This window comes from Planococcus sp. S3-L1 (assembly GCF_030063085.1).
Taxonomy (GTDB): Bacteria; Bacillota; Bacilli; order Bacillales_A; family Planococcaceae; genus Planococcus; species Planococcus kocurii.
In genome coordinates this window covers 15,091-40,716 of sequence record NZ_JASISN010000020.1, presented here as the reverse complement: position 1 = coordinate 40,716, position 25,626 = coordinate 15,091, and the positions used below count along the sequence as shown (strand labels likewise).

The 25,626-nt window shown below is 38.9% G+C and carries 28 protein-coding genes and 1 pseudogene; 7 read left to right on the top strand and 22 right to left on the bottom strand.

The features are described from left to right. Positions 1 to 65: 65 nt before the first annotated feature. From QMF37_RS15065 to QMF37_RS15050, 4 genes are all read right to left on the bottom strand, one after another. A complete protein-coding gene (locus QMF37_RS15065) occupies positions 66 to 506 on the bottom strand; it encodes a peptidylprolyl isomerase (protein WP_283478768.1) in 441 nt (146 codons plus the stop codon). Between the two features lie 405 nt (positions 507 to 911). Continuing rightward, positions 912 to 1,652, bottom strand: coding sequence for a hypothetical protein (locus tag QMF37_RS15060; RefSeq protein WP_283478766.1), 741 nt, complete (start codon positions 1,650 to 1,652; stop codon positions 912 to 914). A gap of 500 nt (positions 1,653 to 2,152) precedes the next feature. Further along, complete coding sequence (locus QMF37_RS15055; protein WP_283478765.1) at positions 2,153 to 2,788, bottom strand: DUF1643 domain-containing protein; 636 nt, start codon at positions 2,786 to 2,788, stop codon at positions 2,153 to 2,155. Between the two features lie 191 nt (positions 2,789 to 2,979). Further along, complete coding sequence (locus tag QMF37_RS15050; RefSeq protein WP_283478764.1) at positions 2,980 to 4,284, bottom strand: hypothetical protein; 1,305 nt, start codon at positions 4,282 to 4,284, stop codon at positions 2,980 to 2,982. Positions 4,285 to 4,578: 294 nt separating this feature from the next. On the opposite strand from QMF37_RS15050, the gene QMF37_RS15045 reads away from it, so the two are divergent. Together QMF37_RS15045 and QMF37_RS18305 are read left to right on the top strand one after the other, a co-directional pair. Next, the gene (locus tag QMF37_RS15045; protein ID WP_283478762.1) at positions 4,579 to 4,845 is read left to right on the top strand and encodes a helix-turn-helix domain-containing protein; all 267 of its coding nucleotides are present in this window, start codon (positions 4,579 to 4,581) and stop codon (positions 4,843 to 4,845) included. 172 nt (positions 4,846 to 5,017) lie between these two features. Continuing rightward, a pseudogene (locus QMF37_RS18305) lies at positions 5,018 to 5,122 on the top strand (hypothetical protein); the annotation flags it as partial. 72 nt (positions 5,123 to 5,194) lie between these two features. On the opposite strand, the gene QMF37_RS15040 reads toward QMF37_RS18305, so the two are convergent. After that, positions 5,195 to 5,521 (bottom strand): hypothetical protein, encoded by a 327-nt coding sequence (locus QMF37_RS15040; RefSeq protein WP_283478761.1) that lies wholly within the window; start codon positions 5,519 to 5,521, stop codon positions 5,195 to 5,197. 408 nt (positions 5,522 to 5,929) lie between these two features. Between QMF37_RS15040 and QMF37_RS15035 the strand changes: the two genes are divergently transcribed. Both QMF37_RS15035 and QMF37_RS15030 read left to right on the top strand, forming a co-directional pair. Further along, positions 5,930 to 6,775 carry a ComEC/Rec2 family competence protein gene (locus QMF37_RS15035; RefSeq protein ID WP_283478760.1) on the top strand — a complete coding sequence of 282 codons (846 nt, stop codon included), beginning with the start codon at positions 5,930 to 5,932 and terminating at the stop codon, positions 6,773 to 6,775. A 2-nt stretch (positions 6,776 to 6,777) separates the two neighbouring features. Then, positions 6,778 to 6,999, top strand: coding sequence for a DUF3006 domain-containing protein (locus tag QMF37_RS15030; protein ID WP_283478758.1), 222 nt, complete (start codon positions 6,778 to 6,780; stop codon positions 6,997 to 6,999). A 147-nt stretch (positions 7,000 to 7,146) separates the two neighbouring features. On the opposite strand, the gene QMF37_RS15025 is transcribed toward QMF37_RS15030, so the two are convergent. From QMF37_RS15025 to QMF37_RS14970, 12 genes are all read right to left on the bottom strand, one after another. Continuing rightward, the gene (locus QMF37_RS15025) at positions 7,147 to 7,509 is read right to left on the bottom strand and encodes a YolD-like family protein (protein WP_283478757.1); all 363 of its coding nucleotides are present in this window, start codon (positions 7,507 to 7,509) and stop codon (positions 7,147 to 7,149) included. Between the two features lie 187 nt (positions 7,510 to 7,696). Continuing rightward, entirely contained in the window at positions 7,697 to 7,948 is a 252-nt protein-coding gene (locus QMF37_RS15020) for an AbrB/MazE/SpoVT family DNA-binding domain-containing protein (RefSeq protein WP_008498882.1), read from the bottom strand. 11 nt (positions 7,949 to 7,959) lie between these two features. Then, positions 7,960 to 9,471, bottom strand: coding sequence for a hypothetical protein (locus tag QMF37_RS15015; RefSeq protein ID WP_283478754.1), 1,512 nt, complete (start codon positions 9,469 to 9,471; stop codon positions 7,960 to 7,962). A 24-nt stretch (positions 9,472 to 9,495) separates the two neighbouring features. After that, entirely contained in the window at positions 9,496 to 10,248 is a 753-nt protein-coding gene (locus tag QMF37_RS15010; RefSeq protein ID WP_283478753.1) for a hypothetical protein, read from the bottom strand. Between the two features lie 12 nt (positions 10,249 to 10,260). Beyond that, positions 10,261 to 11,283: a conjugal transfer protein TrbL family protein gene (locus QMF37_RS15005; RefSeq protein WP_283478752.1), complete on the bottom strand. Its 1,023-nt coding sequence runs from the start codon at positions 11,281 to 11,283 to the stop codon at positions 10,261 to 10,263. Then, positions 11,280 to 11,543, bottom strand: coding sequence for a hypothetical protein (locus QMF37_RS15000; RefSeq protein ID WP_283478750.1), 264 nt, complete (start codon positions 11,541 to 11,543; stop codon positions 11,280 to 11,282). Before QMF37_RS15000 ends, QMF37_RS15005 begins: the two co-directional genes overlap by 4 nt. Positions 11,544 to 11,557: 14 nt before the next feature. After that, positions 11,558 to 12,109, bottom strand: a complete 552-nt coding sequence (locus tag QMF37_RS14995) for a hypothetical protein (protein ID WP_283478748.1) — start codon at positions 12,107 to 12,109, stop codon at positions 11,558 to 11,560. Further along, positions 12,106 to 13,188, bottom strand: a complete 1,083-nt coding sequence (locus QMF37_RS14990) for a peptidoglycan DD-metalloendopeptidase family protein (RefSeq protein WP_283478747.1) — start codon at positions 13,186 to 13,188, stop codon at positions 12,106 to 12,108. The genes QMF37_RS14995 and QMF37_RS14990 overlap by 4 nt, the downstream gene beginning before the upstream one ends. A 14-nt stretch (positions 13,189 to 13,202) precedes the next feature. Next, a complete protein-coding gene (locus QMF37_RS14985; protein ID WP_283478746.1) occupies positions 13,203 to 14,945 on the bottom strand; it encodes a VirB4 family type IV secretion system protein in 1,743 nt (580 codons plus the stop codon). Positions 14,946 to 15,088: 143 nt separating this feature from the next. Further along, positions 15,089 to 16,123, bottom strand: coding sequence for a TrsD (locus QMF37_RS14980; RefSeq protein WP_283478745.1), 1,035 nt, complete (start codon positions 16,121 to 16,123; stop codon positions 15,089 to 15,091). Between the two features lie 27 nt (positions 16,124 to 16,150). After that, complete coding sequence (locus tag QMF37_RS14975; RefSeq protein WP_008498891.1) at positions 16,151 to 16,375, bottom strand: hypothetical protein; 225 nt, start codon at positions 16,373 to 16,375, stop codon at positions 16,151 to 16,153. Positions 16,376 to 16,589: 214 nt separating this feature from the next. Further along, a complete protein-coding gene (locus tag QMF37_RS14970; RefSeq protein WP_283478744.1) occupies positions 16,590 to 17,531 on the bottom strand; it encodes a replication initiator protein A in 942 nt (313 codons plus the stop codon). A 293-nt stretch (positions 17,532 to 17,824) separates the two neighbouring features. On the opposite strand from QMF37_RS14970, the gene QMF37_RS14965 reads away from it, so the two are divergent. Continuing rightward, positions 17,825 to 18,136, top strand: a complete 312-nt coding sequence (locus QMF37_RS14965) for a helix-turn-helix domain-containing protein (RefSeq protein WP_283478743.1) — start codon at positions 17,825 to 17,827, stop codon at positions 18,134 to 18,136. 119 nt (positions 18,137 to 18,255) lie between these two features. On the opposite strand, the gene QMF37_RS14960 is transcribed toward QMF37_RS14965, so the two are convergent. From QMF37_RS14960 to QMF37_RS14950, 3 genes are all read right to left on the bottom strand, one after another. Continuing rightward, complete coding sequence (locus QMF37_RS14960; RefSeq protein ID WP_283478742.1) at positions 18,256 to 19,767, bottom strand: primase C-terminal domain-containing protein; 1,512 nt, start codon at positions 19,765 to 19,767, stop codon at positions 18,256 to 18,258. Between the two features lie 496 nt (positions 19,768 to 20,263). Continuing rightward, positions 20,264 to 20,608, bottom strand: a complete 345-nt coding sequence (locus tag QMF37_RS14955) for a DUF5388 domain-containing protein (RefSeq protein ID WP_283478740.1) — start codon at positions 20,606 to 20,608, stop codon at positions 20,264 to 20,266. Next, positions 20,609 to 21,439 (bottom strand): ParA family protein, encoded by an 831-nt coding sequence (locus tag QMF37_RS14950; protein WP_283478739.1) that lies wholly within the window; start codon positions 21,437 to 21,439, stop codon positions 20,609 to 20,611. An 836-nt stretch (positions 21,440 to 22,275) separates the two neighbouring features. Here QMF37_RS14950 and QMF37_RS14945 point away from each other — a divergent pair. After that, positions 22,276 to 22,521 carry a hypothetical protein gene (locus QMF37_RS14945; RefSeq protein ID WP_283478738.1) on the top strand — a complete coding sequence of 82 codons (246 nt, stop codon included), beginning with the start codon at positions 22,276 to 22,278 and terminating at the stop codon, positions 22,519 to 22,521. Between the two features lie 337 nt (positions 22,522 to 22,858). Here QMF37_RS14945 and QMF37_RS14940 read toward each other — a convergent pair whose 3' ends face one another. Beyond that, positions 22,859 to 23,122, bottom strand: coding sequence for a hypothetical protein (locus tag QMF37_RS14940; protein WP_283478737.1), 264 nt, complete (start codon positions 23,120 to 23,122; stop codon positions 22,859 to 22,861). After that, entirely contained in the window at positions 23,103 to 23,339 is a 237-nt protein-coding gene (locus QMF37_RS14935) for a hypothetical protein (RefSeq protein ID WP_283478736.1), read from the bottom strand. Before QMF37_RS14935 ends, QMF37_RS14940 begins: the two co-directional genes overlap by 20 nt. A 218-nt stretch (positions 23,340 to 23,557) precedes the next feature. Here QMF37_RS14935 and mobQ point away from each other — a divergent pair, with 218 nt between their 5' ends. Then, on the top strand, positions 23,558 to 25,615 hold the full coding sequence (gene mobQ / locus QMF37_RS14930) for a MobQ family relaxase (RefSeq protein WP_283478735.1): 2,058 nt from the start codon (positions 23,558 to 23,560) through the stop codon (positions 25,613 to 25,615). Positions 25,616 to 25,626 lie beyond the last annotated feature (11 nt).

Below are 25,626 nucleotides of genomic sequence, written 5' to 3'. Positions count from 1 at the left end.
CTCAACAGGCTGAAATGACCATAGGATTTAATCCTATGGTCATTTTTTTGTTATAATATCTGACTTTATTCTTCGTCAAAAACGTGAACTTTTGTCATTTTGTCGCCATTGCTCATCGCTTTAGCCGTTTCAAGTCCTGAAGTCACTTGTCCGAAAACAGTGTGAACGCCGTCAAGATGCGGTTGTGGTGCGTGAACGATAAAGAATTGGCTTGAGCCAGTGTCTTTACCTGCATGTGCCATTGAAAGGCTTCCTGCTTGGTGCTTGTGTGGGTTGCCTGTAGTTTCACATTTGATTGTTTTGCCGCTGCCGCCAGCACCCGTACCAGTTGGGTCGCCGCCTTGGCTTACGAAACCAGGAATAACGCGGTGGAATGTTACGTCATTGTAGAAACCAGAGTTTGCAAGTTCCTCAAAGTTTGCAACAGTGTTTGGTGCTTCATTCGGGAAAAGTTCGAATTCGATGATGTCGCCGTTTTCCATGTGGATGTGTCCTTTTTTAGCCATGTTAAAACATCTCCTTTATAATTAGGTTCATTTTCTAGTATATCGTTTTTCTTATGACTGTATAATCATTTGATAGCGAAATCGGAAAATCTTCAAGTTTTTTTGCACCTATGGTCCATATCCTGCTTTATTCGACAAAAGAGGTAAAAACTATTTAATTAGATCTTACATTTTGATAAGCATTAAATAAGATAATTAAAACGGAAAGAACTAAAATTAATAAAGCAATACTTTGTAATAAGACTTTGATAAGTTTTCCGAAAATCCCTGTATAGTCCATTGGTAAGGGTGCATAAGATGTTAAACTCCATTAAAAAAATATAAAGCATGAACAAAAAAAGAAAAAGCTGATGCTAGTTTCACACTACGTTTAATTTACATTTTTCACTACCACAGATAATGGTTCTACTCTGTCGTATCATCTCTATTTTCTGATAACTCCTCATTATATTTCTTATCCTCAGCATAGTTTAACCATAAAATTAAAGACACAAGCACAGACACGATGAAAATAACATAAAGACTAAATTGCCACAATTCAGTGGTGAAAAATAGAGAAACTAAGACAAGGAAACTAAAAATAGGAAGCCCCATTCTTACCCACTTTGACTTTTCACCTCTGTAAAATTCCTCTAGCTTCTTTTCTTTAATTCGAATTCTTTTATAGCGTCTATTTATTTGATTATCCAAAAATTCTTCAATTCCGTCTGACTCCACTAGCAAAGAATTATTTCCACTCACTTTTATTATTCGATAAGTTGGTTCTCCTTGATCATCTACAATATGATATTCATATTTAAACGACAATTTTCGTGCAATGAATTTCATTAAGTTTTCAAGGATAAAGATAGTAATAATGAAAATTACAAAGAGAAAGGCTAATAATCCATAAACTAAATTTCCTTTTATATCATCCATCTGATTAAAGTATGTGAGAAATAAAAATACGACAGCAACAAAAGCTATAGCGGTAAAAATGTATTTAGTAATGGCTATTTGAAACTTTTTAAAATTACTCATCCGTAGTTTTTCTAGTTCTGTAATCCCCCAGTTATCTATTGTTAGCTTTACCACATATACGATAACTGGAATGATAGTAATTAGATAAGCTAGAAAACCATCAGACAAGCTGTTTATTATTGTCAATTTATTCATCTCCTTGTATATAATTATAAGACACAAGGGAATAATTTCCTCTAATAGATTTTTGACCCTAAATGCAATACTATTTTGTGTTTAATCTATGGTCTTTTTTTAAAAAACTCTCAATCTATATAATGAACTGAGACTCAGATCAGAGTGGCTGTGACTACTCTTTGTTCTTTATTCTTTGCCTTTTTTAAGATTGTGGTGAAGGCAGTGTAAATTCATATAGTGCAAGTGGAAAAATCTTAGAGTCGGACATCGGAATAGTAATGACAATCCGCTGTTGTCCAACAAATATTTTGTACTCAAACAGCATATCAAAATGTTCGTAACTATTGGGAACTTACAATTGATCCACGTTTGACAACCAACAACGTTTTAATCCTTTTCAATGCCTTTTTTTGGCTCGATCGTAATATAAAAGAAGAAGCACTATAAAGCAATCGCTCCCTACAACATAACAAGTTAATCAATGGATGTTCAAAATGAAACTACAGTTTTTATAGACCAAACAATTCTGATGCTTCTATCTTTATCAAACCCTTTAAAGTAGCAGAACGTCCAGCGTGCCGTGAGTCTCCATTCTCAGTAAAAGTGCTTTTAGCATTTTCAATGTCTAAAACATATAAAGTATCCCCGTGTAATGTAGAAACTAAATTAACAACTCGCAGAACTTCTTTGTAATAAAGTAAATTAGGTATACTGCTAACGTCTGGTTTCCCCCAAGCTAATACTATTAGACTTTTATTCTCCATTTTCCATTTCAACTTATCTTCATTACAGTTTTGAACTTTATCTAAAGCATTTGCTAAGTGCAAATCCCTAATTTTTTTCATAGTTAATTTTGTATTACTGGCATAGATAGGTAAAATATTGCAAATGGTAATATCTTTAATTTGGCTTTTATTCACCTTGTAGTCATAAAAGAATTTTATTAGCTTATTAACAGTACTATCTGATATATTCATATTGGCTTTTGATGGATTCATTAATATGATACCTACTGATAAGCCTTCTTTTCGATCTAAAAATGGAATGGTTAGAGAATATCGGACATCTACATCTTCTAACAGAGTTTCCTTATCAATATTAATTAAAGCTTGATCAACTTTTTTAAAATCGTACAATACAGACAATTTCTCACCCCTATTTGGTTACTATAAGAAACATAAAATGCTGCATAAGTAACCTATTTCAATATGAAAAGCACAATTAATAAAAATTCAAAGCTATCTTTTAAATATATCCATTGGTTATGAGCAAATAAAAATAAGAAATTAATTCTGCTTAACCTAGTATTGAACTGATTTTTATAGATTTTATATAATTATAGAGGGCGCATTACTTCGAATTCTATGGCAGCACTCATACTTCCATACTTCTTTCTAATCTCTTTTTCACTTCTTATTGCCAAATCCCATCTAGAATGGAGCAATTTCGAAGTATGTATATAGTGATTCTCTACATGGTTTTCGGCCTGCATTTTGTAGCCATCAAAAGATTCGTAAGTACTGACATATTCAAAATAAGCTTGCAGTAAGGCTGCATCATCAAAATAGACATCCACTACAAAACAGTAGGTTGAGTTATAAGGAAAAAAATACCCCTTCATTTTTTTTACCAACTCAAACTGTTTTTCTTCTAATGCAAACCAAGATTTGGAGAGCAGTTTTCTTTCTTCGGGTTGCTTTTTATCATATCTTACGTCATTCGCTAGTTTGGAAATCATTTTGCCCATAAATACAATCAAAACATCAGAAATCCGAAGTCCGACATGATCAACCGAATCTTCTTCTTCTTTAACTGCTAAGAAATCAAATTTGTTAAATGGTTTTAAAGGGATTCCCTCATCAAGGATGAGTTCAGTAGATTGTATATGGAATTTGGTATTTTGGCTCATTTCTGTCATCCACAAATCAATATCAAAGCTCAGCTTTTCCCAATCAAACGAAACTTCCTCAAATGAAGAAGTTGAAATTAAATGCTTCTTGGTTTTAATAGTTTGGATTAACATCTTATATTCTCCTATTTGCCCTCTCATTCTATTAATATTTTTGTTTCTTTCGATAAAAGCTTTCAAGTCTTTTTGTATTTCTGTAAGAACTTCTCTGTTACTTTTCTTCGAATCGAAAATGGATAGGATCACACTAGCACTCGCTTCAATTTCTAGATATTTAACCAAAGAGTATTTTAGCAACCAAGCTGATTCTATAAATCTTTTTTTCTCTAACTCAAGTATCCAGTCTGTTAGTCGATTATCAGCAACTAACGACATTTTATTTATTGACAACAATAAGTTATCTACCTGATTTTCAAGTAGCAAATCCATTAGTGAATTATAAAAATCTATCTCCCGATTTTTCATGCTGGCAATTCCAAACTTAAAATTCTTATCCAAAATATCTTTTCCTTTTAATTCCTTATCAAAATTTCTATAAGTTATGTATTTTTTCTCTAACAACTTATAGTTCTCTTCAATTATAGAAAGACTATCTTTGTTGATTTTTATTACATCGGCAACGTATACATGCATGTTGTCATTTCCTAATTTAATCTTTTGTTCTTCGTTATAAGGATTCGATGCTCTTATTGTTTCTTGCGGCCCTTTTTCATCAATATATAAATAACTCATTTCTTTCCCCCTTTTCTTTAGTTAAGAGATTACCTTCCTGTTAAATACAATTATGGCGACAACTTAATTATATCTTTCCCCTAAAATGTATTATAATCCCTTTAGAAGCAATTCCCTATAACTATGGTTAATCCTCTATTACGAAAAGCTAATCGAATTATACACCAATAAACCACATGTGGTTTATTTTAGGCGTAGCTAAAATATAATGTCTTTGTTCTGTAGTATACTGTATTTATTTACTTGCGCATTTTAAGTCGTATAAAATACTTTGAAGAAAAGAGGATAATTTTAGTGGATTTACGAAAAGCATTAATCATAAGAATAGATAATCTTTTAATAGAAAAAGGTTGGAAAACTAGTGAACTAATTAGGCGATCAGGGGTTCATCAAACTACAATGTCAGAAATAAGACAGGGAAGAACTAAAAACCCCCAACTTGATACTATTGATAAAATCGCTACTGGATTCGGTTTAACATTGGCCGAATTCTTTGCAGATAAAGTTTTTGAAAAAGAACGATCACAAAGCATTGAAAACGTGGAATATAAATTTCTTTAAACAAAATAGAAAGCTAAAAAAATGTTAGTGGATTATGTGAGAGTCAGCAAAAAAACACAATGTCCAAAGACAAGGCATTGAGATTGCTAAGAAAGCTGAAAATTTTAAAGGTAGCCCTATCCAGTATTGACCTGAAGCCAAAGGCAAGGACAAAGTAGTTTATGATAAAGTTAGTGAACTTCTTAAAGAAAATACAAGGGTACTGGACATTTCCAAAGAAACAGGTGTTACTCGCAATACGATATATAAAATAGCGTCAATAAGCGATTTCAATTGATATCATCCAAAATTCAAACTCTCCTTCGGATAGCATTGAAAATCCCACTGCCAGACTGGCAGTGGGATTGATTTATAGGCTGATAGATCCGGAAGGGGAATTGCTTTGCTGCCCACTCATACGGATGAGAATATCAATCGCGGACAGATCTGGTAAATCAGAAACAAATTTTTTAGCACTTTCAATGTCACTAAAAGCAAAAGCCTGCAATTCCGTTTCAATCACCCAACCTTCATCTTCCCACGTGATTAAGTAAACACGCACAATGGGCTGGGTAGCCGTTTTTTTATAATTTTCCCCTGCAATAATCACTCCAGTATTTGGTTGCATCGGACTGATCAATGTCTCGATTAACACCATTCCATCCAGTTCTTTTGGCAATTTCATTTTATTTTTCATATTGTTCTCCCTTTCTTTGCTGCAGTTGTTTTTAATAGATTACCGAATACAGGGAAAGAGCACAAAAAGTCGTTTTGGATGTTTCAACCGGGCAAACATCACGTTTGAGCGTTTGAATGAGCTTCTTTGCAATGAAACATAGGTATTACATATGATTTTTCTATCGAAAATACTTTATTATTGATAACTTTATCAAACTATAAAAATTAACATAAATAGTCTTTCTGAGGTTCCTTGGAGACCATCATACTTAACACTCAATCTTAACTACATCTAAATCTGTTTTAATGACAGAATTGTATTAATTTCATTCAATACCTCGAAAATCATACACTAAAAAATTGATTGCTCGTTACCCATTTCTCGCTTATGATGATTATGTAAATAACTTACAGGAAAGAAGGGGTTATGTTGAAGAAAAGCCTGAGTGTCTTTATGTCTTTGATTATATTAGCAGGATTCATTTCTATGCCATCAGTTTCGGCTGCTGCAATACCGACCATGAAAGTTCATTTTATTAATGTGGGACAAGGCGACGCTACTTATATTAAAATGCCTGGTGGCGAAGATATCCTAATTGATGGTGGGCGACAAGGTCAAGGAGACGAAGTCATTGCTTATCTTAAGAAACAAAAAGTGGATGATATCGAAATTATGATTGCTACACATCCAGATGCCGATCATATCGGTGGTTTAGACGAAGTTCTGAAAGCTTATAAAGTAGAATCTGTTTATGCACCTAAGGTAGCGCATACAACTGATGCTTATGCGAATTTCCTTAAAGCTGTGAAAGCCGAAAAGCTGACGATCAAGACCGCCAAGGCTGGCGTAAAGCTACCATTAAAAACTGGCACTGTAAAATTTGTTGGACCAACGCGTGACTATGGGAAGACCGATTTAAACAACTGGAGTGCCGTTCTACACGTTACCTATAATAAAAACAAATTCCTTTTTACAGGTGATGCAGAAAAAACAGCCGAATCAGATATGGTGAAAACTAAACAGACACTCTTTGCAGATGTCATCAAAGTTGGTCACCACGGAGCGAAGACTTCTTCTAACACAGAATTTTTAAAAGTTGTAAAGCCAAAATATGCTGTCATTAGTGTTGGAAAAAATTCCTACGGCCATCCAACTGCGGATGTACTGAATCGATTTAAGCTTTACAAAACTACCATCTATCGGACCGATCAAAAAGGCAACATCATCTTCACTTCCACCGGGACTAAAATTACCGTAGCTACGGTGAAATGAAGATGAAATCTCTTAAAGGAATCATCGACCGTTTCGAAGAAAATCTCGCCGTCGTAGAAATTGAAGGAGTTACACGCGACTTTAAGAAGAGCCTTTTTCCACCCTCTGCAGAACCCGGTGACTTTGTAGAAATCAAAGGGGATAAGGTTACACTTCTAAAAGAAGAAACTGAAAAGCGAAAAAAAGAAATTGACGAGTTAATGGAAGAGCTCTGGGAAGATTAAGATACTTTTCAGACCTAATATATTTTCACCACAAAGATCGTCAAATTGAATATAATTATCATCCGGTAAGTATTAAAATTAAAAAGTTGAATAAACGTTTTAGAAAAGAGTAGCTTTGGCTACTCTTTTTTCTAGGTTGTCACTCCTTTAATCGCTAGCTGAAATGGATACCACTTCACGAACTGAGACGCTTCTTCTTTTAACTAAATCCGTGTAAATTAACACTTGATTTCGAAAATCGAAGTCAACGATGACTCCTTCATGATAATGAAATTCCCCTTCTTTCCAGGTTTGAATGCAAACGGTACATCTTCTTTTCATAGCAAGTTCCATTTCTTCTTGGATCAGCTGCAAATCCATTTCCGTTAAATCTGGTTGCGCCACTTTGTCTTCTTTTTCTTGCCATGCTTTGATCAGTTCCACGTGTTCCGTTAGAAACATCCCTTGCCACTTAATGATCCCACGGTCTTTGATTTCCCCAACATGCTTCATGTGTTTATTCCGCTTCATGTAATCACCCCCTACAATAAAATAAGAACATACGTTCTTAATATACCACTTAAATTCTATTGCTAAGCGTGGATTATTAACTAAAAAAGACCCAAAGAATGAATTCACTCTTCGGATCTTACTAAATGGGTATTCAGTTCACTCTTTTTTCAAGACAATCTTCAAGTACTGTCACAGCGTACGTTCATTATTCACTACTCATGTACTGAACAATTTGTTTCAATCCTTCTTTACTAATCCACGCCTCGCCAATTCGAATGGCTTCATCGGCAACTTTTCCCGTTACAGCGCACACGTATCGCTGACGATGAGGTTCGATGATGATTTGCCGTTCATTGTGTGTGATGTCGACTTGGTCACCCTCATGCAACTGAAAAATATCCAGAATTTCTTTTGGAATAACCAAACGTCCTGCGTTGTTAATTCGTTTTGTATGCACGATTTACCCCCTTACTCTGCCTTCACACTTTCTTCGATTGCTTGATTGAGTTCTTTTAAGCGTGCTTCGTATTTTTTTATTGCTTTTTCATCTTTTTCTTTGGCTAACGCTTCTTCTATTTGCTGTTTCTCTGTTCGCCATTCCTTTAACGCGAGTGCCTGTTTTTCGGCTTCGAGCACTTGGCTCATCCATGCTTCATCCGTTAGGCTATGTTTTTCTAGAAAGCCTTTAGCGCCTTGGAAATCCTTTTCTTCAAAAAAGGCTTCGATAACGGTTTCAACCCGCTGATCTGTTAATTCCACTTGATTCCGCAATTCAATAATTCGCGACCACTCGGCTTCTACCGATGCCAGTTCAAACTCAACCACTTCGGCATGTTCCTCTGTCATGTCTTGAAGCTTTTCCAGCCCTTCTACATCGTTATTTTGACTGAGTTTTGCTGCAATTTCTCCAATCAACGTTGGTTGATGGGCAAGCGCCTTTTCGTAGTCACCTTGCTCAATGTACAGCTGATTAAGTACAGCTTGATCTTCAGCTGGCAATTCACTGTAGTCTACCGACTCCAAACGTTCTACTACTCCTTCAGTATCTCCTAAAAGTCCTTCTCGGTAAACGTCTGCTAGATTTAATTGCGCACTGTCCACTTCTCTTGGCTCTTTTGTCTCTGCATTTTCTGTTGCTTGTGTTAGAAGTACGTTTAAACCGAATGCAGCTAATAGAACAGCAACCACCCCAGCGAACAACTTGCTGTTTCCGGTAGTTGTCGATTTCGACTGTTTCCCTTTTGATTTCTTTTGAAAAGAAATGAAGCGCTGTATATTTCCACGTAGTACCGTTGACGAAACTGCCCATTTCTTTTGGGTTTGTTTGGAGCGTTCGAGTTCTTGTTGTTTCAGTTTTTTCTTTTCTTCTATTTGATTCGACACATCCAACATATATGCTTCGATTTCTTCTAAGGATTGCAGGCGCAAGTAGATGGTTTCAGCAAACCGGATCACTTCGTCGCTTTGTTCTAAGAAATCTGTTCTTCTTGGTCTGCCAAACACTTGATTGAGTCGTGTCAGCGAAATAATGATGAGGTCTTTAACAGCCATCACGCGTTCTTTGTCATTGTGTAAGGGCATCACTTCGTTTTCTGTGACCAGTACATGAAGACGTGATTCTTCTTTATTCAGCGCAAAGTTCTCTTTTTGCCACAACACATTGACATCGGACTGCTGACCCAAGCGAACAAGAGCTAAATAATACGACAACTTGTCTTCAAACTCCATCGCCTTCAGTGCTGTAAAAGCATGTAAGTCCGTTAAGTCATACGCAAATCGGACCTGTCCCGATTGAAAGGAGATCTGTTGTGCCGATAAGAAGGTTGGGTCTCCCATTACTTGTTGCATTTGTTTTTCGTATGCTTGTTCAATTTGTTCCATCTCTTCTGTCTTAAAAGCAGACAGTGGCTGCAAGAAATAAAAGGAGTTCTGATCAATTTCGATCGTTCCTATCTGATTGGCGATTGTTCGAATAACCATATTGTGTTCACCACCTTTATAAAACTATTGAAGCTTCGGATAATGGGCTAGGGTTTCTTCAACTTCTTTGCGATAGGCTTCTTGTTCTGCTTCTACTTCGCTCTCTGGGACACGAGATTGAATCCCTTCATATTCTTTATCAGCTTCTTTTAGATTGATTGATGGAATATCCAGTGCAGGGTGTTGAACTAAAATTAATTTATTATCTTTACTCTTTACAAATCGAATTTCTGAAGATTGTTCTTCCTCTTCACTTGCGTATTTGTAGGTAGCTTTTGAAAATATTAATTCTGATTTTGAAAAATGAAGCGATTTGTATTCTTCACTTTCACTTGTATCTAATTCTAGTTGCATCGTTTCTATTCCATCGTATTCACAATGACCTAAACTACATGGTTCACTATTTTTTTTGTTAAAATAAACTTTTTCATTCTCACCAGTTGTTCCTTTAAAAGCAATTCCACCGGAAAATTCTTCTTTTATCTTTTCGAAAACGATCTTGTCAGCTTTATCTTGAACTTGAGTATTAAAAGATGATTCATCTTTAAACATTATCTCTTCATCTTGAATGCTCTGATTTACTTCTTTCTCAAGCTCTTGCAACCTTTCATTCAAAAAAACGATTATTTCTTCTGCTTGTTCGACATCTGTTTCAGTAAATACTTTTTTGTTATCTGAACCTTGCTCTGATTCTTCCTGATTTTCAGCATCTGAATTACACGCTCCAAGTACCGAAATAACTATTAGTAAGATTAGTAAATATAAGTATTTCCTCATCATTACACTCCTTTATCTTCTTGCATATCGAGCAACATATTTAACTGAAGACCCAACTGCTTTTGCAGAACCTGTAGAAGCTCCAAATTGATTCAATAATGTAGGAATCGTTAACCCTACGATAAAGAAAATCATTCCTAAAATCATGCTTTCCCCATCGGTTAGATCCACTAGTGTTTTTATTCCTAACACAAAACATAATAATTGGATTGTAAGAGTTAGTATATTACTCACCACTGTTTTCAACCAAAGATTAAAAAAATTGTACTGATCATTAACTATCGTAGGAATCGCCAGAACACCTGTTATATAAAGAATTACAAATAATACTGTTCGATAAAGAATTGATAGGAAAAAAATGAACAGAATGGCTGAGACAACAATCATTAAAATTAGCCCATAGCCTACTGAATTCACGGCCATTACTTGCATAATATCGTAATGAGTAACCGGTGACGTGAGCATTGTTTCTGTTAGCAGATGGGTTAACTCCAAAATCCAATCAAACAATTGTGCATAGACACCCAGCAAAATACCGCCAGTGACTACAGCAATTAGCTTGTCATGGAGCGAGTTCATTCCCTCTTCGCCATTTCCAGTGTACAGGATAACAATTTTCGTCGTTTGCCATACAATAAAAATGGCTGTAATTGTCCATGCTAACGATTTAAAATTTAGCATGTATCCTTCATAAACAGGATTTCCTGTAATAAAATCGGAATCAATCTGAAACTTACTGAAGCTATCTACCGCACCAAATATAAATCCACTTACTGTCGTGAATAAAAAACTATTAGTGTGACAACCGATTTCGTGCCATTTACAGCTAAATTGATTTGTACTGTAATCATATTGTTCAAGATAAAGAACGTTTTTCATATAAGATTCAACACTGTCTACTTTTTCACTATTTGACTGGGTTGTCTTATATTCTTCAATTGTCTCTTCCATAAATTGGCCCTCTTCAGCAACTACTGAAATCGGAAGGAAGAAGAAAAAAAGCAAAAGAAATACTGCTATCAAAATTCTTCTCACATCATTACCTCCTTATTCAATAGTGTCAAAACAAGAAAAAGAAGAGGAACAATTACGACCATCGCCCACTTCATAATGATTTGTTTCTTTATATCAACCTTCTCTTTTTCACTCAGATGCTTATCGTACATCAATTCAAACTTGCGTTCTTCCTGTTCAATGGCTGTTCGAGAAAGTCGATCAATCAATCGATCCATCTTCTGTTGGATTTGTTGCTGGAAGGCGAGTACCTGTTTGAGTTGTTCTTTCATCTCGATCATCCTTTCACTTCCATTTATCCGTTTTTCGTCGCCTCCTCGAACGCTTCTCCGGACGTTAAGGGCTCCAGATCGTGTGCATTCACTTTCCACTCGCCTTGCTCTTCTATCCAATGGATTTGCGACATGAGGTACATCACACGCTGCGTGCCTGGCGTATCCAGTTCTCCGTCTACACCCGTTAAAGTGATTCGATAAATCGCATAGACCTGATACCCTTCTTGTTCCGGACGAACGGAAATATTGAATACCTCTAACTCTTCCGTGTTGCTTCGGCTATGACCGTGCATCGTTTCAGCTTCTTCGACTTCGCTTTCAACTTCTGACCGGTACGCTTCTGAAAAATAACGAATGGAGTCGCCTTCAAATGTGGATTCGATAAAGGCTTCCGTCTGAGCATAAAGCGCTTCTTGTTGTTTTTCCTTTGTGGTTAGCTTCTCGACTTGCTTTGTGAGGTGCTCATTTTTCTTTTCGGCGTCTTGTTTGCTGAAGTACAGGTTGAAACTCACGATCGCGAGTAGCAACGCAAGCGCCCCAAGCACAATGGTTTGTAAGTTTACTGGTTTCATGCGCCCTCTTCCTTTCCAGCTTCGAGATACTTCATGGGATTGACTCGGTTGCCAAACATGCGGTCCGTATGGATTTCAAAGTGCAAATGATCGCCGGTCGAGCGTCCAGTAGTGCCACACTGACCGAGAGGTTCAAGTTGGCCAATTTCCTGTCCCACTTTCACGTCAATTTTGCTGAGATGGGCATACAAGCTAAAGTGCTTATTTGTATGTTCAACAACGACCACGTTTCCGTACGTTGCCAAAATACCGGATGGATAAGAGGCAAAGACCACGGTTCCTTCTTTGGCTGCGTAAATCGGATCCGGTTGGCTACAGGCCAAATCGACGCCCTCATGCGCTGACACTTCTCCGGTAATGGGATGAACGCGAATGCCGAAGTTGGAATTGACGGTGACATTTGGAATCGGTTGAACAAACTCGCCGATATTGCTCGTGCAGTTCATCGTTAATCCACCTAACGAGCTCACCACTTGGGTGACGTTTGGAACCCAATGACTGTTTAAATTGGTCGGGTCATTACTAGCTCCTATCGGTGCATAAACAGAACCTAAGTCGGCAATCGTCACGAGCCCATCTTGAATGATTCGGTTGTGCAGCGTCTTGCCCATCGAGGCAATGCCTTCTTCCAACGTTTCAAAGACAAACAGTCCATTTGCTCCCATCAACCCTCCGGGATTGTTCTTGTCCACAACAGCCGAAGACGTCCCGTAGCCGGTTTCGTGCAACGCAATGGCAGCCATCAACACGGGATCAATGCCCTGTTCTTCGGCTACTGACAAGAACACGTCCTCCATTCCCTCAAAAACGCCCGCAGAGACGAATTCTGCTTCCCAAAGAGCTTTGTCCAATTCACCTTCCGGGGCGCAGTATGCGCCTCCTGAAGAAGCTGAGAGCGCCTCTAAATTGCTATTGGGGTCGTCTAAGTTAAAATCTTCACCCTTACTCGCCATCGACATGAAGACGGGCAGGAGGACCAACAGAAATGTAACCCCAACGGCAATCAATCCCAGTGGACTGAACAATACCTTTGTCAGCAATATGGACCCGATTGTTTTGGCTGTATCTTTTGGATTCATGCCCTCATCCCTTTTCAAATCGTCAGTTCATTAATGCTCTTTTGTTCAAACCACAACTTCTCGGTCACTTCGTTTAATTGGACTTCGAGCTTGATTTTTTTGGAACCGGTATAGAAAATGCCTTTGCCGGCTTGCTCTTTCTTTTTGCCGTCTTTCAGAATCAAGGTCGATCGTTCTTCTTTGGAAAATTGATTGCCGAGTTCTTCTTCCAGGTACTTTAGCTCTTCCTCACTCATCGGCAAATACAGCCGTTGAACCGATTGCGTAATAATCGCTTTCCCGTAGTTCCGGTTTTCATCCCGTGCCGATAAGAAGTCTTCCACCGATTGTGAAGCTGTTGTAATGCCACAGTTGAACGACCGAAGGACCTTCATCATGAAATAGATGAATTCCATCGCTTTCGGCACTTTTGGATCGGCAATAACGTGCGCTTCATCAATAAAGATTTCGCTCGGTTGCCGGTCGCCACTCATGATTTCGTAGGTGGTGTGCGACAGGATGTTGTAAAAGAGAATGCGCTGGATCTTTTCGTTGTTGCTCATTTCCTTCAAGTCGTAGCACACCAACTCATTATCAATATTGACGTTCGTCGATCCGTTGAACAGTTCCGAATAAATGCCGTATACATACGTTTCCAAGGTCGTGTGGAAATCCCGGATGCGCTCGTATAACGGAGGATCATTTACTTTGTCGCGTTCAATCAGCTGATACAAGTCTTCTAAGATGGGGTAGTCGTCGGCCGTCAGTTGGTTCACATCGGTCGTCTCATCAATCCCTTTTTCTTCGTAGACTTTCTGGATGTAGCGACTTAGGATGTCCTCTTGCAAGTCACTCATCGAGTTATACATCAGTTGGAACATGACCAATAAATTCGAAATCTTCGTCAACAAGATGTTGCCCAGTTCGGTTTCTTCGAGTTGAATCTTCTCGCTGATTTTCGGAAGATCCATCGGGTTGATCCGGTTACCGCCTTTCAGCTGAAACTTGACCCACGCACCGCCGAGATCTGCGTAGTTCCGGCCAAATTCCCCTTTCGGGTCTACTGTGATGATTTTCCGACCGAGCATGTGCTTATTGGTCATGTTCGCAAACAAGTACGTGGATTTCCCAATCCCGGAAATGCCAATGACGAACTCATGCCGGTTCAAGAGCGTCGTATCGTCGACAATCACGACATTTCCTGTCGTCATGTTGCGTCCTTTGATCAAGCCGGTTTCGGAGAACATTTCGTTCTCATGAAACGGGAAGAAATACGAGATCGCTTCCGAGTTGGTCATTTTGTACGTCAGTTCGTCGACTTTGTTGTCGTTCAGGGGCAAAAACGAACGAAAGGCATCGACCGCACGGTCTGTCGGGTTGTGAATGATGCCGATCTTCGAGAATTTGCTTTTGACGGTTGTCGTCAGTTGGTCCAGTTCTTCTTGGGAACTCGCCACCAAATGAATGAGCGTATGGAACAGGTAAATCTTGTCGTTACGATACGACAAGTTCCGCAGCATTTCCGAGGCACTTTCAATTTGCCCTTCCGATTCAATCATCGTCTGTTCATCGGCGAAGCGCGTATTCATCTTCATTCGGTTCTGCTTGATGCTTTTCACGAGTTGCGTGCGCACTTCGCCCATGTTGTATTCCTGCATGTAATGGACCAGCGATACGTTCTCGGGAATCTCGGTCACTTGCTGAATCTTGTTTTGATCTTGAATCGGGTCATAGTCCACGATGAGAAGCGTCCGCGTGTAATTCGCACCTACACGCACCGAGGAATCAAACTCCGTCAAGTTGTCCGGGGCAATAGCCGTAAGAAGCGTTTCGTTCATGCCACTGACCGTATCTTCAAAGGTTGTTTCGTCTGCTTGCTTGGGCTGCAGCCACTTCGGTTTCCACATCCGTTGTCCACCTCCTATTCAAATCGATCGTTGAGCAAGCTCTTGTATTGCTCAACTAATGCTTTCGCGGTATTCTTCCCAACCACCACGTCCAGTTTGGCGTTCGTTTTGTGAACGATGTTCTGTCCTTGCGCTTGAGCATTCTCAAAGTCGATGCACGCATAATAGAACTTCAACAGGTCGTCGTTCTCCAAAATCTTGACGTCCAATTTCTCGTATCCCGATAACATCTGTTCGAGCTTCGATTGAAGAATATTCGCCGTGGTTTCAAGTTTCAAGTAATCTTTTGGAGAGTTCGTCATCGGCTTGGAAATCACCAAATACCGTTTCCGTGTGACCATGTTCTTCGACTTTTGAATGCGTTCAATTTGATCGGCGTAGCCTTGTTTCAGCATGCGCTTCGCATACGACGAATTTTGATCCACTTGCTCGTTGAACCACATCAGGTAATTCGTTAAGTTGATCGGTTGTGCCACTTGCATCAGTTGAATTTGTTTCTCGCCCGTATCGTTGATAAATGCTTGATAGGCCGACAATACATTTTCTTTCGCTAGTTCGTTCATGAGCGATAAGTTAACCGAAGAGACTTCCAACACCTTAATCAAACGCCGGTCCGAGGACTCCAAACAGCCGTTGGCAATATTCGCTAATCCTAATTCCGTTCGCGTGTCGCGTTCGTTTCGGCTCATGGGTAAGGCTCCTTTCGCGTAATGAAAATCTTTCTTCCGGTATTTTGCGCGCAATTTCCATATCACTTTATATTGCAAAAGCGACAAGTTTTTGCGAACCGGGTGCTTGTTTAACTGAAACACCGTCACAATCATCGCTGGCACAAACGCCACAAGTAAAAGTTGCTGATTCAACGTCCCGGCTTGATACAGCACATACGAAATGAATGCTCCCAAGAGTAGAAACGGGGAAACGATGAACACATCCTGGAATGATATATTCCCATACAAGTATTTCTTGGTATCAATGTTTAAGGGCAACTCCACTTTCCCTCGCTCACGCAGCCGTTCCTGACGTTCCATATAGGAATCTGTCCGCATTGGTATCACATACTTTCTCACGTTTTCTTACAGGTTCATTTGGATGTAGTCGATTACCGGTTTGGCTAATAGGAACAACACCACGCCCAAGACGCAGAGTTTCAAGCCGTTTTTAAATTTCGGTGACGATTGTTCATCGCCTGCCCAAACGCCAATGGCTGAAATCAACAACCCAATCATAAAAATTGTAATGAACGTTGTTTGCATGTCACTGAACAACGTATTTAAGAACACACTAATTCGATCAAACACATTTGCCACCACCTTTCTTCTGTTGCCTTCACATTAACAAAGTGCCGTAAAACAGGCAACCTGAAATGGTAAAAAAATGACATTACTTAACTCCCTTTTTTTATTCACTGTATTTAAAGGTTTTGTGTGCTTATAATACTTTTTACTTAGTCTTTAATTTAAAAGTCCTATAATTAATCATATATTTTTTTACATATACATTAAAAAACGGAAGTCACTTGGACTTCCGTTTGGCTAGTTTGCTGAGTACTCTCTCTTTTTCAGTTGCTATTTCTTCTGGAGACAACGTATTAGAAGCCGTCTGTTGAACCTTCGATTGGTTCAACCATTCTGGAACCTTCTCGGTTCTAATTGGTTGTTGAGGAGGTTGCGTTTGGATGCCCAACCATTTCTTTTTATCTTCTACGGCTTTCGTTAACCGTGCCGTGATGCTCTTAATCCGACCCGGTGTCCGTTCAAGGGAATACTGCAAGGCATCTGCATACTGATGAACTGTCAGCACTTCTTGATGGGCGAAGTAATGGTTCGCAATCTCTTCTACCTCAATGTGATCATCCATCAATCGCTGTTGGTGTTTGATTAAGACCTGTACAATCGATTCAGGAAGAGTTGTTTTCTCCTTCAGTTGATGGATCTTTATTTCAGTCTTACTAAGATCAGTATTGTTAAGATCAGTATCATTAGTGTTAAAAATTTTAACTTCTTGAAGTAAAGAAGTTTGATTTCTTGAAGTAAAAGATTTTAACTTCTGCTGTCCCCCAAGGGATCCAGGCTCATTTGTCGATTGATCGATTGGCTTCACGTCTGAAACTTCCGCAACCGGTTTTAACAAATACAATCGATTCGACTGCGATAAACCCATTCGCTTTTCCTCTAACAACACTACTTGATGCAGTTCTTTTTTGATTTTTATCACAGTGGGTTTGCTGCAATTCAAAATCTCCGCGAGTTGTTGATTTCCGTACAAAAAGTAAATATTCCCTTCGTCATCAAACCACTCGTTTTTAATCGATAAATCCAGTCGGTCTTGCAAGATCGCAAAGGCGATTTTCGCATCGTTACTGATCTTTTTGTAGCGTTCATTTGTAAAAAAGACTTTCGGTAACCGGTAAAATCGTTGTGCTGCCTCTTCGCGTATGTTGTACTTTCCATTCATATAAACTACCCCTCTCATTCTCTTTGGTTTTATCCGAGAAATTCCAAGGGAATTCAAGCCTTCTACAGCGAAACAAAAGAAATGCCCCTACTCGCCAGCACTGCAATTGTGCTATAATCAAAGCATGAATCGTTCTCTTGAAACTTCTCTACGTGGTTACTCTTTTATTGACGGTCGCCAAACTACCAATAAAAGAGTCTGTAGAGATTTTTTTAATATATATATTAAATTATGAGAACCAGTATAACACGGAAAAAGAAAAAACGGCATCGCCACCTGAAAGGATTTTTCATATGACCTCTCAACATGAACACAATGTTTATGAAAAAATCGGCAGTGCACTCAAGTCTATTCGCCTCGAGAAAAAGCTGAAATTAAAAGACATTGAAGCTATTAGTGAAATGAATGGCCCCACCATCTCCAACATTGAACGGGGCAAGCAAAATGTATCCATCGGTTGGTTGATTCATTACGCCAATGTTCTCGAGATCGATCCGACTGAAATATTCCTACGCGCCTTTAAAGACGATTTCAAAGAAAAACAACTCGAAAAAATATACGAACGATTCAATACCTACAACCCCAACAATAAATCCGATACGTAAACATTCAGCATTCCTGCTGAGTGTTTTTTTAATGCCCTGAAAGAGCGATGGATAGATAACCAATAAACAAGCCTGGATAAAAACACGTGTATACAGATATGTATTGGCAGACTGGACCATTAAGAAGAATTGAATTTTTTTCCAGCTGAAGACGGTGAGGATTGCTGTTCACGGAACCACGCTACCTCTGTCATGACTTCACGAATCGCTTCCTTGTTTTCACGCGCTGTAAGCATGATGTCAAGTGCTTCTTGGTACAAGACCCGGTGGGTCTGTTGGTAACTGAGGGCACACTGAAGAAGCACAGCAACCGACGTCAATCCGGTCTTGGCTGCACGGCCTTTGCCACTTTTCTTGATGAGGATTTTCTTGGAGTGTTTAATTACTTCGTTGAACGTGCTGCGGGGCATTCCTACAGCTTCACAAATTTCTTTTTGCGTAGACCAGTGAATCGGTTGTTCCAGTGAGCTGACCGTTTGGATATAGCTCAAGAGATCGGCTTCCCATTCATCGTAATGGCTGCGCTTGCGATCTTTTCGTTCTTTCTTAAACTTGTACCAGCCACCCATCGGATTCTCGATGGTGACTTCTTTGTGACTGACCCATTCCGTTAGTAATTCTTGAATGTACGTTTGATGTGCGCCTTTAAATCGACCCTTGTAAGCACTTCTCACGATCTTTTGGACTTCGCTATGTCGTAAGGGCAAAGCCAGACTTGAATTGTACTCATCGAGTAAATCAAGCGTCTCATCGTTTCCTTTGCCTGCACTGTAGCAAGCGAGCGCTAACGTAAACATTAAGTTGTCGCGCCCCAATTGCCCAGACTCGCCCTTCACGTGACGCGTTTTCAACAGTTCTTGGAACCAAGCCGTTTGCGTGGGATCTTGAACCGTCGGTTCGTTGACGACCACAAAGAGTCCCCTCCCCTGATCGTCGTCTTGCCGTTTCGACCACGCAATGAGCGAACCAAAGTCGTACACCATTTCTTCAGAGAACCAACGGATATTATCGTTATTCGGCATACGGAAAAAACCAAAGTCATTACAAGAAATATCGACTCCTTGTAAAACTTTGGCCAGACTCTGTTTGATGTTTTCAGAAATGCGCTTCGCTACCTTAAGCCCACGAAAATCGTTTTGATTGCTGATGAATAACGGTTTTGTCAACACAAAATAGACTTGAAACCCTTTCGGCGTTTCCAAGACCATGGTCGGCACGCCGATGCTGTGATCCAACGCTGCTGTTAAAATTTCAGTGTACGGTTGTTTTTTCGTATCGATGTCCACGACGAAGGTATTGATTTGTTGGAGGTTCTTCTCTTCGTGTCCCTTGAGGAACCGTCTTTTTTCATCAGAATACCTTAAGTAGTTAAAGACATTGGGGTTCCAATGGGAAACCAAAAGAGCGTCCTGCAAGAGAGTTTCTCGGGACGTGATGACATAACCCTTCACACCTGATGGTGTAGAAAGATCTTCTTTTGAGCGAACTACAGAAATCGCTCCTATCTTCTGGTGCTTTTTTTCATTCCTTGCTCTATTCAATTGAGGAAGAGAGGCAGCAGAACCTATTTTTTTATATTTCTCAATTCCATTATGTAGAATCAATTCTATTACTTTTGAAAGATCTGCCACCGTCTCTTCCTCCTTATTAAACTTATAATTCTTAACTAGAATTAAAGTATAGAAGAGAAAAAACAGCGCTACAATAGCATTTAGAGGTACTTTATAAACCCGTATGCAAGCATATGTGCATGCTTGCATACGGGTATACTTGCATATATGCATGCTCGCATGCATGCATACTTGCATATATGCATGCTTGCATGCGGGTATACCAGCATATGTGCATGCGATTTTTATAAAACTTAAATCGAAGTTTTATTATCTTAAAAGCTTATTAAATCAAGCTTTTCGAATTGTTAATTAGGATTATATTTTTATATTTCGCATACCAGCATGCCTGCATGCAGGCATGTAGGCATGCTGGTATATGTGCATGCCTGCATGCCTGCATATTGGTATATGTGTATGCTTGCATGCGTGCATACTGGTATATCTGCATACTTGCATACCGTTTTTATCAAAATAAAAATTCCTCAGTTGAACTCAAGCAACCAAGGAATTTTCTTTAGTTTTTAGATTTATACAAATCCATAACCATATCAAATTGCTTTTTCTCGTCTTTAGTTACATGTACAGAAAAGTATTCATCAAACATGATTTCAATCAAGTCATCTATTGTATCTGCTTTATTTAAACTAACTAGGGCATTTAACTTATTCCGGGTTGATTTTTTGACGCGCACACTTGATTCTTTTTTTTCAGAGGAGATTGTCTTCTTCTTTACTATTTTCTCAGGTTCTGCTTGAACCACTGGTTCCACATCGTCCAGTTTAAAAGGGGTAGTTGGCTGAATTTGTGGACCTCTATCCAATAACTTCTTTTTTGAATTTTTGTTTAATAGATTACTCATTTATTTTTCAGCCCCTTCAAGTTCTGTATTTAAGCGTGAAATAAACTCTTCTGCAATCTCTTTATAACTCTCATGCACCCGACGATCATGCATATCCGCATCTGTAATTCCTGTAATATCAAAACGCTTTAAACGTTCCATGTTTTTCACAACAATCTTAAATAGATTTTCTTCACCAAAGATTTCTTTAGCATTTTCTAAAGTCGCTAAATCTACTGCAGCACCATTTTTTAAAAGAACCGGCAATATACCAATAATGTCCAGCTCCGCCCCATATTCATCAATAAGTGATTGGAGATATTTTGTAAATACTTCTGCACCTTGCAAACTACGTTCTTGTGTTTGCAGGACTACTACTACAAAGTTAGAAGCATATAAAGCCGAATCCGTTGTGATTGAAATAGTAGGAGGGACATCAATAAAAATAAAATCAAATTCTTCTTTGATTGGTTCAATTAATTTGGAGAAGTATTGAACTCGGTCCACTTCATTCGGAAATTTTTTCTCCAAAAATCTTGGATACAATGCAAAGTCACTAAAACTCGGTAAAAGAAATAAATTTTCTTTAATTTCGGTAATAATTTCTTCTAAGTTCTCTTCCTGGATAGCTGTCATTAGCGTTTTATTAAAGCTTACGATTTCGCCAGATATTTCCGACTTAGTTTTCAAATAAAGACTAGTAGCGTTCGCTTGTGGATCTTGATCACTTAGTAAGACTTTATAACCCATATTCGATAAAGCGTAAGCAATCATTGTGCTGTTGGTAGTCTTTCCAGTGCCACCTTTAAAATTCCCAAATGTTACTACTATACCCTTTTTATCTTTTCTCATCTATTTGTCCCCCTTACTATTATATGTATAAATTATTACCATTTAATGTTTCACTCTAATGTATGCAAGTATACCATTGGAGAAAACTTTCTACAAATAATTTTTAACTACACAGTATTTTCAGACAGAAAGTATGCACGCATACGGATATGCTAGCATGCAAATGATAGAAAGTATTACTTGCAAACTTCTTCCTTTGCTAGGTAGATATTTTTACCTTTGTTAGATAGTTTTTAGATAGAATTATTTACTAACTACGACTAAAAGCGTGTATCACATTATGAATTATTTATCTTTTAAAAAATTTTATACAGAGAAAATATTTCAAAAGTTCAACAGAAGGGGAGACCGTTAGAAAAGAACAACCTAAGCAAAGTCACTTTATACATCTTTCACCTCAACGTCTTGGAAACTATCCAATTAAAAAATAAACATGATCAAATAAATCTATAGAAGAATTACTGCATGAAAAGGCAGGGATTTTCTTAGAAGATTCGCCTGAACCTTTAGAAGTTATATGTCATGATGACCTTACATTATAAAATATAACTTTTAACAAAGAAAACCTGTTGATGCTATCAATTTTGATTTAGCAACTCCTGACCCAATGGTGAGGGGTGTAGTGTATTAACGTTACACAAGGATTCTACTTAGTCGACTTTACTAAACTGAGGACGGAATATTATGATGAGTCCCCATGTAGATTCCCATTCTCTTTCAGAGTTCTATGCTCGTTTTATTGATCAATAAGTGAGAGGAGAGGAACTTAGATAACTAAGACATTTATTTTAATAAATACGTTTTTACTTCCTTTTCATTCGGCAGTGGTATTTGCGATGGCTATGAGTATGAGCCAAGCACATACCACTCAAGAAATTCTCAACAATCTATATTGGGTAATTCCAGTGAATCTAGCATTAGCATCAATTCCGAATATGTTGATTGCGCTGTATTATTTAATTCAAAAGAAAAAAGCAAACCTTTTGCCAGCCTTTTTAAAAGCTGAAGTATATGTTGTTTTAATACAAACCTTACTACACGTTACATTAATATTATTCAGCATATATGGACCGAATATTTGAAGAATAGCCATATTTTTTAACCACTAGAGATATCATCCATAGAAAAATTAAAATCACCTTTGGTATCCATCTGGCTCATCCAAGGTGATTTTAAAAAAGAACACTTTATGAAATTGATTCAAATATATAACTTTAGACTGAAAGGGTGTTTTTTTGGTTTATATTATTCGTTCATCACATGGCGTTATTTTAACGCAAGACAACAAAGAGTTATTTTACGAAACATTGGAAGAAGCTGAAATAAAAAAATAGGAACTGCTTTCTTTTACTACTGAGCAATGGACTAGTGTTAACGTTAATAGAGAGACAAGCGCCTTTTAATTTAATAGCGCTTGTCTTATTTTTGTTGAATTTTACTCTTTATAAATCCCGAAAATGTTTGAAATATCTTTTCTCGTTCTTCTGTTGTGAGCGTCTCTAACCCAAAGTATTTCTCAGCTAGGGCTCCTGTTTCAATTAAGCGTTTGGTTCGTACTTTGCGTTGTTCCCAGCTTGCTCTTCGTTGCGTTTCATTCTGTAACTGGCTTTTCTTCTTTTGCAAATCCGCAATTTGTTTTTTTAACTCCTGCGACTTGGCCAGGTTATCTGTTTTCAGCTTCATGGACATCCCACGCTTCGGGTTGTTCTTCTTTTTCGTTTACTTGAACAGCCAGCTTTTGAATCCACTTAATTGCTTCTTCTTCTGATTCCACATGCCACTCTTTTAATAACTCAGCCCCGATGTTTTGCTGCATTTGTTTCTCTAAATTCTTTCGCTTTTCCTTTAATTTCTCAATCTGTTCCTCAATGCTTGTGATCTTTTCAATGTTGTTTGCCATTGATCTTCACTCCTTTTTAATTTATATATTAAAATATTAACATATACGTTAAAATAATTCACGATAAATGGATAAAATATGGTATAATGAATCCGAGCTTTCAAGCGAGTGCCCAGTTATACACCACCCGAAATTCGGGGTGGTGACCTGGTCCAAAGCCCTTCCGGTTTTGGGTTGTCGCCTACGGATATCTAACAAGAGAAAAGAGGTGAGAGAACGTGAGTTACTTCCGACTGCAAGCCAACATCATCAGCAAGAAAACCCAATCCGCCGTTGCGAGTGCCAGCTACCGCAGTGGGGAAGAGTTGTATTCTGAACGCGATGACGAAATCAAAAGCTATCCGCAGCGAGAAGTAGCTCCGATCTCTTTCATCCTCAAGCCTGATCATGCGCCTGAGTGGACACTTGAACGTGAAAAACTGTGGAACGAAGTGGAGAAAATCGAGAAAGCCTGGAACGCTCAATTAGCACGAGAAGTGCTCATTGCTTTGCCGAAGGAGTTACCTGATGATGCGCAACAAGAACTCGTCCAGTCGTTTGTCCAAAACGAATTTGTCGACGAAGGCATGGTCGCAGACGTGGCAATTCACCGGGACAAAGAACACAATCCACATGCACACATCCTGCTGACAGTTCGACCATTTAATGAAGATGGAACATGGGGACAGAAAAAAACACGTCAGTATGAATTTGATCAAAATGGCGAGATTCTTCGCAATGCAAAAGGAGAAAAAGTGTTCCAAACCGTTCCTTCTACTCCTTGGAATGAACGCGAGACACTGGTAAAATGGCGCATGAACTATGCCGAATCCATCAATGAAACTTTTAAGGAACGAGGCATCCACAAAGAAGTCTCAGCACTTTCTTTTGAGGCACAGGGACTGGATCAAATCGCTGAGGTTCGCTTGGAACGAAATGAATACCAATACGTAAAACGCATGGAAGAAAAGGGACTGGAAGCACAGACGTTTTATCACCAATTGAATCAAGACATTCGACAAAAGAATGCCGAAATTGCTCAGCTACACGATAAAATTGTGTTTCTCTCTTCCAAACAAAAACAGGTCGATGTTCAGCACGTTTTGCATCGCCACACGAGCGAAGTCACAGCGCAATTAAATGAAGACTACGCCAAGAGTTGGCACTTCATGAAGGGGCGCCTGAAAGAGAAATTTTCATTCGATACAGTACAAGATCAACTACAAGGATTGTATCGGTGGGAAGAGCGCAAAGTAGAACCCAAACAAGTAGAAGCACAAGTAACACACGCGATTTTAAACGCTTCTCACAAAGCGTCTCAAGAACACAATGCGTCGGGATTGCACCAGCAAGGTTTTGATCAACAAGACTTCCGTTCACTCTTTACTACGCGACTGAATGCGTTTGAAAAATTGACGGAATCGGTCGAGAAAGACCAACAAACCGTTGACCAAGTCATCGCGCACGCTGAACGCACTTACCGGGTACAAAGCTTAATCGTGCACAACTCCTTTAACGACTTGTTCCCTGAAATTGAGGAGCGATTCGACCACAATGATCGGACCGTGGCGTACAAAATGAATGTATTGACGGCGCTTGAAACGAATGCAGTTGAAGCTATTCCACCGACTGGTGAAGTGAATCATCACTTGCAGCTGCAGGAACTGAAAAAGGCGACCGAACAAGCGATGAAAGTCAGCGAGCAACTCCGAATTCAAGCCTTGAGTCGCAACAATTTCGGCATAAAAAAAGAACAGCTGGTGAAGGATGGAACCGACCTTACAGCCATCTACCAAACGTCCATCCAACTCAATACGGCGCAACAATTAATTGAACAATACGAGGCCAAGGCCAAACACCTCGACCAGCAACTGAATGCCTTGCTGCGGGAGACGTTCCCTCGTGCCAAAGACAACTTGCTGAAGAAAATCGACGCGCTTCCAATGGAGATGAAAACAGATCTATTGAAACATTTCATCGAGAACGCGAAGTCGGCGAAAACCGTGAGCTTAAAAGCCTGCTTACAAGTCGCGAAGAAAGAACAAAGCAAACGGACGATGTCTTACCATGAGTATCAAACAAAATCCGATGCTCGGTTCGCTGAACGCTTGGATGGAAGACAGAAAATGCTCACTCATTTCCCGACAGGGAAAGCGAGTACTGAATTGTTAGAACGTCTGATTGAACAAGCTGAACAAGTACATCATCGTCCACAACATGAGACACCAACGAAGATGCACCGAAAAGGCAAAAACAAACAACTTCGCCGAGAACTCGGACTTGAGTTTGAACTATAAAAGGGAATCTG